Consider the following 11,462-nt stretch of genomic DNA (forward strand, 5'->3'; position numbering starts at 1 on the left):
GCCTTAGCGGGGCGCCGTGCTATCCCTGATGACGAGCCTGGTTGACAGTTCCACGCGGGGGCTTTCGACCACTTCGCCCTGCAGCATCCGAAGCACGGTGCGGGCGGCAAGCTTGCCCATCTCCGCCAGCGGCTGCCGGACGGTGGTCAGAGGAGGAGAAGCCCAGCGGGCTTCCGGAAGGTCGTCGAAGCCGATGACGCTGATGTCCTCCGGTACCCGCAGTCCCTTCTTGCGCACTGCTTCATACACTCCCAGGGCCATCTGGTCACTCGCGGCAAAAACAGCCGACGGCGGCTCACCCAGCTCAAGCAGCCTGCAACCGGCACGGAACCCGGACTGGTAGTCGAAGTCGCCTTCAACCACCAGGTCGGGGTCGAAAGGGATGCCGGCCGCGTCAAGGCCGGCGCGGTAGCCGTCCAGCCTGGCCCTGCTGCACCACAACCCGGGCGTGCCGGCCACGAACCCGATCCGGCGGTGGCCGGTTCCGGTGAGGTGCTCGGTGGCGCCTACAGCACCGGTCCAGTTCGTTGCACCAATCGTCGGGACGTCCAGGTCCGGCACGCCGGCAGGGTCGATCACCACTGCGGGAACGTGCAGGCGCTCCAGTTCGGCCCGCAGGAACGAATCGAGATCAGTGGTAACGAGGATGGCACCGTCGCTCGCCCTGGCGCTGACGTTGTCGAGCCACTGCCGCGTGGAGGTTGGGCTTGCCTTGCGGTGGATAGCCGACACCACTGTGGAAGCCCCCGCCTCGTTGGCGGCCTCCTCCACACCCCGGATGATTTCCACGGCCCAGGGGCTGTCAAGGTCATTGAAAACGAGGTCGATGAGGCCGGACCGGACGTCCGGGCGATTCCCCCGCCGTTGGTAGCCATGGTCCCGCAACAAGGTTTCCACCCGCTCGCGGGTCCGTGCGGAAACATCGCCGCGCCCGTTCAGTACGCGCGAGACAGTGGGCACCGAAACGCCCGCTTCGGCCGCAATAGCCGAAATTGTGACAGCCGGGCGCTTGGTCTCGGGCACGCAATCCTCCTGGTTTCGCTGCAAGTATAGGCCTTCCCGCCACACTGCCAGCCACGACTTTTCGGCAAACCCTTGACGCGCTCTCTGAAACACTCCTAATCTACAACGACCACATTCCGGAAGTTTCCGGAAAAGCTCCGATCGGATTCACGTGCCGATCGAGCGTACTCAAAGGAGAGCTTTAAATGAAGGTTGCAAAACTCGTCGCTGCAGCTGTTATGGCGTCAGCGTTTGTCCTCCCCACGGCACTGCCTGCAGTCGCCGCCGGGAATGACAAGCCGCAGCCCCCCGGCCTCGCCAAGCAGGACACCCTGCGCTGGGCCGCACCGAAGAACGTCCGGATCGGCACTGCAGTTGCCGGCGGAGGCCACCACGAGACGATGCCGTATGCCAACCCGTTTACTTCGGACCAGCAGTACCGCGAGGTTCTGGCTGCGGAGTTCAGCTCCGTGTCGCCGGAAAACCAGGCGAAGTGGGAATTCATCCACCCTCAGCGTGACCAGTACCGCTTTGCCGAGATGGACGCAATCGTCGAGTTCGCGCAGCAGAACGGCCAAGTGGTCCGCGGCCACACGCTGTTCTGGCACAGCCAGAACCCGGCTTGGCTGGAGCAGGGCAACTTCAGCAAGGATGAACTCCGTTCCATCCTGAAGGATCACATCACCACGGTTGTCGGACGGTACGCAGGCAAGATCCAGCAGTGGGATGTCGCCAACGAAATCTTCAACGACAATGGCACCCTCCGCACCACGGACAACATCTGGATCCGGGAACTCGGTCCGGAGATCATCGCTGACGCCTTCCGCTGGGCCCACGAAGCCGATCCGAAGGCCAAGCTCTTCTTCAACGACTACGGTGTTGAAAGCATCAACGCCAAGAGCACGGCCTACGTCAAACTCATTCCCAAGCTCCAGGCCCAGGGCGTCAAGGTGGACGGCTTCGCCGTGCAGGGCCACCTCAGCACGCAGTACGGCTTCCCCGGCGACATGCAGGCGAACCTTCAACGCTTCGATGACCTTGGCCTGGAGACCGCAGTCACCGAGATCGATGTCCGCATGAACATTGCCGCCGGCACCAAGCCGACAGCCGAGCAACTGGCAAAGCAGTCCAGCTACTACCAGCGCGCACTCGAAGCCTGCCTGAATGTTGAGGACTGCAAGTCCTTCACCATCTGGGGCTTCAATGACAAGTACTCCTGGGTGCCGGTCTTCTTCAGCGGCCAGGGTGAGGCTACGGTGATGTGGGAGGACTACACCCGGAAGCCTTCCTATTACGCACTGCAGTCCACGCTCCTGAAGGCGAACCCGGGCGGAGACCAGGCGTTTGGACCACCACCCCGCCTACCAGCAGTAACACCGGCGGTAGCCAGTAAGTCCTGACAGAGCGGCCCGGAACCACACGGTTCCGGGCCGTTTTTACTTACTGCCGCTAACCCTCCACCGCGTGGACCCGGAACGTGAGGGAATGTGTCTGTCCGGCTTCAAGAACAACAAGGTCGTGGCCCGAGTTGAAGGCATCGGGCGGGCAGGTCATGGGTTCAACAGCCAGCCCCTTCCGGCCGCGCAGCTCTCCGGAGTAGAGCTGCAACCAGGGAGCGTCAGTTCCACTGGCTTCCACCACTGCCGAAAGCTGCAGGTCGGGGTTGCGCAGCGTCACATCCCACTTCCCCTCCGGGAGGTTGGTGAAGGCATGATCCAGCGACTGGGAGGCCAGCATCCGAAGATCCGAGAAATCGAAGTCCGTGCCGTGAGTGTCCAGGAGCTCGGTTGGCTGGAGCTTTTCATCCGTCAGGAGCACCTTGCCCGCGCGGAAGCTCAATTCACAGTTGGAAACGTCCTCGCCACCCACAGTGATGTAAGGGTGCGAGCCAGTGCCGTAAGGTGCCGCTGCCGTGCCGCAGTTCGTGGCAGCAAGCTCGACATGCAGCCCGGTCTCTGCGTCCAATGTGTAACGCGCCGACAGCGCGAGCTGGAACGGGTAACCGGGTTCTCCATGCAGCAGGTGCGTAAACACCACGTCAGCCTGCGAGCGCTGCTCCACCTGCCACGCGTTCCACAGTGCCAGCCCGTGCAGGGCACTGCCGGTAGCCGCCTCGTTCACCGGCAGCTCATACCGCTGCCCGCGGAAGCTGTAGGCGCCCCCTGCCACCCGGTTGGGCCATGGCATGAGCACTTTTCCCGCATAGGCAGGCGGCAGATCGTCCGCGGGGAAGGGCAACACGATGTCCTTCCCCCGGAAGGACAGGTTCACGAGCCCGGCTCCCACGGTTGCTGCTGTTGCCTTGTAGTCACCCGCCTCTAGGATTATCAGCTTCCCGTTAGGGCGTGGCGTTCGGTGACATGGTGTTCCTTTCAGGAAGGTGCTGCCCCAGGTTTCAGCCGGAACAAACGGCAGTGCTTTGCCGGACAACAAGGGATGTTGCAAGATCAAGACGCAGGTTGTTGGGCCGCTCGCCTTCCCGGAGGCGCAGGACCATCCGGGCTGCCTCTTCAGCCATTTCTATCAGTGGCTGGTGCACTGTAGTCAGCGCCGGGCTGGACCAGCGTGCCACCTGAAGGTCGTCATATCCCACAATGGACAGCTGGGCCGGGACGGAAATCCCCAGCTGGCGGGCTGCGTCCAGCACGCCGAGGGCCTGCAGGTCGCTGCCGGCGAAGATGGCGGTGGGCCGCTGCTCCATCTCCAGCAGCTCACGGGCATGGTGCCGGCCCCCGTCCACGTGGAAGTCGCCATATCGGATGAGGGTACGGTCAATGGGAATGCCTGCGGTGTTCAGGGCGGAGTTGTAGCCATCGATCCGCGCCAGGGAGCACATCATGTCCTCGGGGCCGGAGATGGCGGCAATCCGCGTATGACCGAGCTCGATGAGGTGCCGGGTGGCCATCATGCCCCCGGCCCAGTTTGCCGACCCAACGGAAGGAACGTCCGGGGCAGGGTCACCAGCCGGGTCGATGATCACGAACGGAATGGAGCGGGCATCCAGTTGCTGCCGGTACTCCTGCGGCAGATCCGAAAAGACGAGGACAACCCCGGCGGGCCGGCGGGCCAGCACGCCTTCGATCCAGTCCGCTCCAGGCGCATGCCTGGTGCCGCTCTCAGTGAGGATGACGCTCATCCCGTTCGCCTTCGCGACGTTCTCGACGCCGCGGATGATTTCCAGCGCCCAGGCACTTTCAAGCTCATGGAAAACGAGCTCCAGGAGTGCCGACCTGGATGCGGTGGCCTTCCGCCGCTTGTAGCCGTGCTCCTCCAGCAGTTCCTCAACTTTCGAACGGGTTTTTCGAGAAACGTCGGAGCGGCCGTTCAAAACCTTCGAAATTAGTCGACAGCGATACGCCCGCCTCCTCCGCCAATTGAGCGAGGGTGACGCGCGTGTCGGACGATACGGGGCTGGACATGAGGTCCAGCATAGCGGGAGTTCCGCGAGTTGCCACCAAAAATGCCGCCACCTTGCGTCCACAATGTAACGCAACTTACACTTGCTGGCATCACATAACTTTCGGTCAAAATATCGAAACTTTCGAGAGGCGTTCGAAGATGAACCTAAATGGATGGGTGGCCCGCAGCATAGCTGGCGGCGCCGCTCTTGCCCTGGGCCTGACGATGGCCGGCTGCTCCGGCGAGTCCGGTGCGTCAAGCCGGCCCGAAAATGAGCTTCATGTGGCGATGTACGGCGATGCAGGCAACACGGTGGAGCAGAAACTGATCGACACCTTCAACGCAACCTCCGACGTGAAGATCGTCCTCGACAAGATCCCTGGCGCCGAGTACCAGTCCAAGCTGCAGACCATCATTGACACCCCCTCCGCGCCTGACATCTTTTTCAACTGGGGCGGCGGCAGCATTAAGAACTTCGTCGAAGCCGACCTGCTGCTTCCCCTTGACGACTTCATCAAGGAAGACCCGCAGCTGAAGGATGCATTCCTCCCCTCCGTGTTCGAGACCGCCGTCGTTGATGGCAAGGCATACGGAATTCCCATGCGCGGAACCCAGCCGGTAATGCTCTTCAACAACTCCAAGGTCCTCGCTGATGCCGGCATCAGCAACCCTCCGCAGACATGGGAAGAACTGCTGGCGGACGTAAAGATCCTCAAGGATAAGGGCATTACGCCCATTGCCCTGGGCGCCGGAGACCGGTGGCCCACGCTCATGTGGTTTGAATACATCTACGACCGTGTCGCAGGTGAAGGCCTGTTCCAGAAGGCGTTGGATGGAGATACCAGCGTCTGGGAGTCGGAAGAGAGCCGTAAGGCACTCGGCATGATTCGGGAGCTCGTCGATGCGGGAGCTTTCGGTACCAACTTCGATTCAGTGAAGTTCACGGACGGCGGATCGCCCGCCCTTCTCGCCGCCGGCAAGGCCGGCTTTGAACTCATGGGTTCGTGGGAGTATTCCACGCAGCAAAGCAGCGACCCGAAGTTCGCGGCGGAGGTCCTTGGCTACAGCGAGTTCCCGAAGATCGAAGGTGGCGCTGGGAACCAGGACAACCTGGTGGGCAACACGAACAACTTCTACTCGATCCACAAGAACACGCGCTACCCGGAAGCCGCCCGCGACTTCCTGAAACTTATGTACTCGGATCAGTTTGTGCAGGAGCAGGTGGGCATCGGAAACCTCCCCACCACCACGAACACGGAAAAGTTCCTGGACAAGGCAGCAGACCCTGAATACGCCAAGTACCAGTTCAAACTGGTCAAGGAAGCGCCCTCGTTCCAGCTCTCATGGGATCAGGCGTACCCGCCGGAAGCAACTGTCACCATCCTTACCGCCGTCTCCCAGTTTTTCAGTGGACAGATTGATGAAGACGGCTTTATCAAGGCCATGCAGAGCCTCTAGGAAGAATCATGACAACGACGCTTGCAAAACGCAGGCGCCCGACACGTGCGGGCGGCCCTGAAGAGGGCCGTCCCGCACGCCGGGGCGGCTCCTCCGCGAGCCGCCCCGGCTTTGTCTGGGCCCTCCCTGCCACTATTTTTTTTGGACTTTTCGCGCTTGTCCCGCTAATCGCGGTGGCGGTGCTGTCCTTCACCTCCTGGAGCGGCCTGGGGGACCCTAAGTTCGTGGGGCTCAAGAACTGGGAATCCCTCTTTGAAGACCCGGTCATGCTCCAGAGCCTTTGGCTCAGCCTGCTGTTCATTGCGCTCGGCATCGTTACGCAGACTCCGCTAAGCATCCTGCTGGGCGTCTGGGCAGCCGGCAACCAAAAAAACCGGGCCATCCTGAGTGCCATCTACTTCGTTCCGCTGCTGCTCTCCTCCGCCGCCATCTCCGTCCTGTGGCGGGCCCTTCTTGACCCGAACTTCGGAATCCCCGGCCAACTGTCCTGGCTGTTCGGAGACGGCAACGTCCTCGGCACCCAGACAGGTGCCATCGCGGTGCTGATCTTCGTGGGCATGTGGCAGTTCACGCCGTTCCACACACTCATCTACCAGGGTGCCGCCCGGCAGATCCCGCCGGTCCTCTACCAGGCAGCGTCGATCGACGGCGCCGGCACCGTCCGGCAGTTCTTCAGCATCACGCTGCCGCAGCTGAAGAACAGCATCATCACCTCCGTGATCCTCATGGTGGTTGGCGGCCTGACCACTTTCGAAACCGTCCTCATTTTGACTAACGGCGGGCCGGGCACCGGTACTACCATCACCGCCTTCCACATGTACCAGGAAGCTTTCCGGCGGTTCGATTTCGGTACCGGCAGCGCGATTGCGCTCGTACTCGTAGTGATCTCCACGGCGATCTCCTTCGCTGTGGTCCGCGTGTCCGGATATGACAAAATGCGCAGTTCGCTGGAGGGGCTCTAAATGAAAACGCGTCCGAATTACCTCGCCGGCGTCGGCGCCTTCCTCTGGCTGGCCATCATTGCCGTCCCGCTGTACGTCATGCTGTCCGCGACCTTCCAGACGCGTGCCGACTTCGGTGACAACGGGCCGCTGTCCTTCCCCACCAGCTTTACCCTGCAGAACTACGTGGATGCCATCACCAGCGGCTTTGGCCAGTACTTCCTCAACACCGTCATCGTCACCGCTGGTGTGGTGGGCCTGGTCCTGCTCCTGGTACCCCCGCTGAGCTATGCGATTGTCCGCAGCCAGAGCCGAGCCGCTTCAGCCATTTTCCGTCTGTTCCTGCTGGGCCTTGCGATTCCCGCCCAAGCCGTCATCGTTCCGGTGTTCTATCTGATCAATACCGTGGGTCTCTATGACAACCTGCTGGGTGTCATTCTTCCGACGGCGGCCTTCGCCCTTCCGATCTGCACGATTATCCTCAGCGGAACCATGCGGGACATCACCCCCGAGCTTTACGAGGCAATGGCCATGGACGGCGCTACCCCCCGCCCGCGCCTTCCTGCGCCTGGTGCTCCCTCTGTCCAAAGGCGGACTGTCCACCATCGCCGTTTTCTCGGCGCTCCAGGCCTGGAACGGCTTCCTCTTCCCGCTGATCCTGACGCAGTCCGAATCCACCCGTGTGGTCACCCTCGGCCTGTTCAACTTCCAGACCCAGTTCGGCATCAACATCCCCGGACTCCTGGCGGCCGTGACCCTATCCATGGTGCCGGTCCTGCTGGCATACCTCTTCGCGCGCCGCGCGCTTGTCCAGGGCCTCATGGGCGCTGGCGGAAAGTAATCATGACAGAAACCAAAACCCACAGCGCGCCGTGGCGCGACACCGCTTCCACCCCGCAAGAGCGTGCGGAGAGCCTCATCGCCGCCATGACGCTCCGCGAGAAAACCGCCCAGCTCTACGGGGTTTGGGTAGGGGCTTCCACTGAGGGCGGGGAAGTGGCCCCCCACCAGAACGAGATGAACCCGGCGGTGGACCTCGACGAGATTCTGCCGAACGGCCTGGGGCAGCTCACCAGGCCCTTCGGCACCGCGCCCGTGGACCCGGCACTGGGCGCCCTGTCGCTTCAGCGGACCCAGCAGCGTATTGCCCAGGCCAACCGGTTTGGCATCCCGGCCCTGGTCCATGAGGAGTGCCTGGCAGGCTTCGCCGCGTGGCAGGCCACCGCCTACCCGGTGCCGCTCGCGTGGGGCGCCACTTTCAACACCGAACTTATCCGTACGATGGGTGCCGCTATTGGAGCCGACATGCGTTCGGTCGGCGTGCATCAGGGACTCGCCCCTGTACTCGACGTGGTTCGCGACGCCCGCTGGGGCCGGGTAGAGGAAACCATCGGCGAGGACCCGTATCTGATTGGAACCCTTGCCACCGCATATATCCAGGGCCTGGAAAGCAGCGGCATCGTCGCCACGCTCAAGCACTTCGTGGGCTATTCGGCCTCAAAGGCAGGCCGGAACCTTGCGCCCGTCTCCGTAGGCGCCCGTGAGCTGGCAGATGTTCTGCTTCCGCCCTTCGAGATGGCCGTCCGGGAGTCCGGGGTCCGCTCGGTCATGCATGCCTACACGGACCTCGACGGCGTCCCCACAGCTGCCGATGCCTCGCTGCTTACTGGACTTCTGCGCGACACCTGGGGCTTCAGCGGCACGGTGGTGGCTGACTACTTCGGCGTCGCCTTCCTGAAAAACCTGCACGGCGTTGCCGGATCCCTCGGCGAAGCCGCCGCAGCGGCACTCGCCGCCGGCGTCGACGTCGAACTACCCACCGTGCACACCTTCGGCGAGCACCTCATCGCTGAAATCGAAGCCGGCCGCCTCCCTGTCAACTTGGTGGACCGCGCCTTGCACCGCGTCCTGGTGCAGAAAATCGAACTGGGTTTGCTCGACGAGGACTGGTCCGCGGTCCCGCACGCCCTGCAGGACACCAATCTGCAGGACACTTCCGGGCTGGAGGGCAGCATCACCCTGGACACCGAGGCCAACCGGACGCTTGCCGCCCGGATTGCCGAAGAATCCATTGTCCTGGCCCGCAACAACGGCATCCTGCCGCTGCGCAATCCCGGCCGCATCGCCGTCGTCGGACCGAACGCGGACGACGCCCGGGCGTTCCTTGGCTGCTACTCCTTTCCGGCACACGTGGGCGAGCAGCACCCGGACATTCCGGTCGGTATTGAGCTGCACACCGTGGCCCAGGCCCTGCGGGCCGAATTCCCGGACAACCCCCTCACGGTAACGGCCGGTTGCTCCGTCGATGGCGATTCCACGGCGGGATTTGACGACGCCGTTGCTGCCGCCACCGACGCCGACGTGGTCATCGCCGTGCTGGGCGACCGTGCCGGCCTGTTCGGGCGGGGAACCAGCGGTGAAGGCTGCGACGTGGAATCCCTGGTGCTTCCGGGAGTCCAGCAGCAACTGCTGGACCGGCTGATGCAGACCGGCGTTCCCGTGGTGCTGGTGCTCCTCACCGGACGCCCGTACGCGGTGGGATCCGCCGTTGAAGATGCCGCCGCGATTGTGCAGGCATTTTTCCCCGGCGAGGAAGGCGGACCGGCCGTGGCCAGGATCCTCAGCGGCAGCGTCAACCCCAGCGGGCGGCTTCCGGTGAGCATCCCCGCCAGGCCCGGCGCGCAGCCCTCGTCATACCTGGCTTCACCGCTGGCCCAGGCCAGCGGGGTGTCCAACATCGATCCCGCCGCTGCCTACCCCTTCGGCCACGGCCTCAGCTACACCACCTTCGAATGGAGCGGGCTGGAACTCGAGGGACCCGCAGAGGTGGCGGTGGACGGCGCAGCGAAGGCAGCCATCACCGTCACGAACACAGGAGACAGGGCCGGCGTCGAGCTCGTCCAGCTGTACCTGCACGATCCCGTGGCCTCGGTGGTCCGGCCCGTGCAGAAACTGGTGGGGTATGCCCGCGTCCCGCTTGAGCCGCAGTCCTCGGCCCGGGTTTCCTTCACGGTGCCCGCCGACGTCGCGTCGTTCACCGGCCGGGATGGCCGGAGGATCGTTGAAGCCGGCGACCTGGAACTCCGCTTTGGAGCCTCAAGCGGAGACATCCGCCTGCGGACCAACATCACGCTCACCGGTGACACACGCACGGTTGACCACACCCGCAGCCTGCACTGCGGTGTCACAGTGACGCCAGGCAGCTGAGTCAATAACCGGGCGGCCGTGCGCTATTGCGCACGGCCGCCTGCAATGGGACTGAAAGGAATTTTCATGGGAACGCCGCCCCGCGTCACCATCACGGCCACAACAGGATCGGAGGCTGATGACAAGCTCAACGCCTCCATCCACCAGCTTCAATCCATGACCCAGGAGTATCCGTTTCGAGGCATCCTGGTAACCAAGCATGGACTGGGCCACTTCAGCGTCGAACTAAGCGATCAGGTCCCCTACGGAGAGACGTGGGAATCCGTGCAAGCCACGGCCCTTGAGGCCGCAGCCACCGTTTCCCGCCAAGAAAGGTAGCGGAAAAGGGCCGCGAAAAGGGGCGGCTAAGGCGGGTTCCGTCGGTAGCATCAGTCCTTCGCCCGTACCGCGGGAGGGGCCGTGGAGTCCCGGACAATCAGCTGGGTGGCAAGCTCAACGCGGTGGGAGTCCAGGACTTCCCCGCGGGCCTGGCGGAGAAGTGACCGCAGCGCCGCGCGCCCCATCTCCTCGAGCGGCTGGGCGACGGAGCTGAGTGACGGGACGGACTCCTGGCCCTGGGTTGTCCCGTCAAAGCCGATAAGGCTGATGTCTTCGGGAACCCTGATCCCGTGACGGCCCGCTTCGCCGAGCACACCCAACGCGATGCTGTCACTGCCGGCAAAGATAGCCGTGGGGCGCTGGTCAAGCTCAAGCAGCGCCCTGAGTCCTGTGATTCCGCTTTCCCTGCGGAATCTGCCGCCGGAAATGATGTACTGAGGCTCCACAGGAACGCCCTGGGCCATGAGGGCGGCCATGTACCCGTGCAGCCGCGCCTGATTACATTCAGCCCCCGGTATTCCGCCGATGTAGGCGATGCGCCGGTGGCCCAACCCCAGCAGGTGTTCTGTCGCGGCCTTGCCGCCGGCCCAGTTTGTCGCGCCCACACTGACCACGTCGGCTGAGGGCGGATTGAGCGGGTCTATGACGACGACGGGAATCTGGCGGCGCCGGAACGCATGCAGCTGCGCCTCGCTGAAAGCAGAAGTAACCACAATCATCCCGGCCCTGCCCTCGTCCAGCATGCGCTGGGCGCGGCGCTCCGGGCTGCGCAGGCTCGAAGGTCCCGGCCCCGTGACGCTCAAGAGGATCTCAACATCGGCGCCCGCAGCAGACTGCAGCACCCCGTTGAGGACCTCAATCATGTAGGCGGAATCCAGCACATCTATCACCACCTCAACGACGGTCCCTCCATCCGCGGCGGATCGGCGCTGCAAGGGGGACTGGTACCCGGCCTGCTCCAGGACAGCCAGTATGCGGGCCCGGGTTTCGGGCGCCACGTCTTCGCGGCCATTGACCACCTTCGATACTGTGGGCGCTGAGACGCCGGCTTGGCGCGCGACGCTGGCGAGCGTCGGTTTGGCGCGTTCGGGCATCTTCGTTGCCATAGATTTCGCAGCCTTTCGAAAAGTTTCGTGA

At 63.5% G+C, this 11,462-nt stretch carries 9 protein-coding genes; 5 read left to right on the forward strand and 4 right to left on the reverse strand.

The genetic code is table 11. The features are described 5' to 3' along the window. Positions 1 to 3: 3 nt before the first annotated feature. Positions 4 to 1,023 carry a LacI family DNA-binding transcriptional regulator gene (locus QFZ70_RS17080; protein WP_307097320.1) on the reverse strand — a complete coding sequence of 340 codons (1,020 nt, stop codon included), beginning with the start codon at positions 1,021 to 1,023 and terminating at the stop codon, positions 4 to 6. 185 nt (positions 1,024 to 1,208) lie between these two features. On the opposite strand from QFZ70_RS17080, the gene QFZ70_RS17085 reads away from it, so the two are divergent. Then, the gene (locus tag QFZ70_RS17085; protein ID WP_307097322.1) at positions 1,209 to 2,402 is read left to right on the forward strand and encodes an endo-1,4-beta-xylanase; all 1,194 of its coding nucleotides are present in this window, start codon (positions 1,209 to 1,211) and stop codon (positions 2,400 to 2,402) included. Between the two features lie 49 nt (positions 2,403 to 2,451). On the opposite strand, the gene QFZ70_RS17090 is transcribed toward QFZ70_RS17085, so the two are convergent. Next, positions 2,452 to 3,453 (reverse strand): aldose-1-epimerase, encoded by a 1,002-nt coding sequence (locus QFZ70_RS17090; RefSeq protein ID WP_307097324.1) that lies wholly within the window; start codon positions 3,451 to 3,453, stop codon positions 2,452 to 2,454. After that, entirely contained in the window at positions 3,398 to 4,330 is a 933-nt protein-coding gene (locus tag QFZ70_RS17095) for a substrate-binding domain-containing protein (protein WP_307097325.1), read from the reverse strand. Before QFZ70_RS17095 ends, QFZ70_RS17090 begins: the two co-directional genes overlap by 56 nt. Before the next feature lie 230 nt (positions 4,331 to 4,560). On the opposite strand from QFZ70_RS17095, the gene QFZ70_RS17100 reads away from it, so the two are divergent. The 4 genes from QFZ70_RS17100 to QFZ70_RS17115 all read left to right on the forward strand — a co-directional run bounded on the left by QFZ70_RS17100 (position 4,561) and on the right by QFZ70_RS17115 (position 10,325). Further along, the gene (locus QFZ70_RS17100; RefSeq protein ID WP_307097327.1) at positions 4,561 to 5,859 is read left to right on the forward strand and encodes an extracellular solute-binding protein; all 1,299 of its coding nucleotides are present in this window, start codon (positions 4,561 to 4,563) and stop codon (positions 5,857 to 5,859) included. Positions 5,860 to 5,867: 8 nt separating this feature from the next. After that, positions 5,868 to 6,821, forward strand: a complete 954-nt coding sequence (locus tag QFZ70_RS17105; RefSeq protein ID WP_307097330.1) for a carbohydrate ABC transporter permease — start codon at positions 5,868 to 5,870, stop codon at positions 6,819 to 6,821. An 822-nt stretch (positions 6,822 to 7,643) separates the two neighbouring features. Then, positions 7,644 to 10,007, forward strand: a complete 2,364-nt coding sequence (locus QFZ70_RS17110) for a beta-glucosidase (RefSeq protein WP_373461691.1) — start codon at positions 7,644 to 7,646, stop codon at positions 10,005 to 10,007. A 66-nt stretch (positions 10,008 to 10,073) separates the two neighbouring features. Next, on the forward strand, positions 10,074 to 10,325 hold the full coding sequence (locus tag QFZ70_RS17115; RefSeq protein WP_307097333.1) for a hypothetical protein: 252 nt from the start codon (positions 10,074 to 10,076) through the stop codon (positions 10,323 to 10,325). A gap of 50 nt (positions 10,326 to 10,375) precedes the next feature. Here QFZ70_RS17115 and QFZ70_RS17120 read toward each other — a convergent pair whose 3' ends face one another. Beyond that, positions 10,376 to 11,431 (reverse strand): LacI family DNA-binding transcriptional regulator, encoded by a 1,056-nt coding sequence (locus QFZ70_RS17120; RefSeq protein ID WP_307097335.1) that lies wholly within the window; start codon positions 11,429 to 11,431, stop codon positions 10,376 to 10,378. Between the last annotated feature and the right edge of the window lie 31 nt (positions 11,432 to 11,462).

Source organism: Arthrobacter sp. V1I9 (assembly GCF_030817075.1).
In the GTDB taxonomy this organism is placed as follows: Bacteria; Actinomycetota; Actinomycetes; order Actinomycetales; family Micrococcaceae; genus Arthrobacter.

Excerpts from the sequence above, each read along its gene's own strand:
- QFZ70_RS17115 (WP_307097333.1), top strand. The coding sequence starts at position 10,074 with ATGGGAACGCCGCCCCGCGTCACCATCACGGCCACAACAGGATCGGAG.
- QFZ70_RS17110 (WP_373461691.1), top strand. The coding sequence starts at position 7,644 with ATGACAGAAACCAAAACCCACAGCGCGCCGTGGCGCGACACCGCTTCC.
- QFZ70_RS17120 (WP_307097335.1), bottom strand. The coding sequence starts at position 11,431 with ATGGCAACGAAGATGCCCGAACGCGCCAAACCGACGCTCGCCAGCGTC.
- QFZ70_RS17085 (WP_307097322.1), top strand. The coding sequence starts at position 1,209 with ATGAAGGTTGCAAAACTCGTCGCTGCAGCTGTTATGGCGTCAGCGTTT.
- QFZ70_RS17105 (WP_307097330.1), top strand. The coding sequence starts at position 5,868 with ATGACAACGACGCTTGCAAAACGCAGGCGCCCGACACGTGCGGGCGGC.
- QFZ70_RS17100 (WP_307097327.1), top strand. The coding sequence starts at position 4,561 with ATGAACCTAAATGGATGGGTGGCCCGCAGCATAGCTGGCGGCGCCGCT.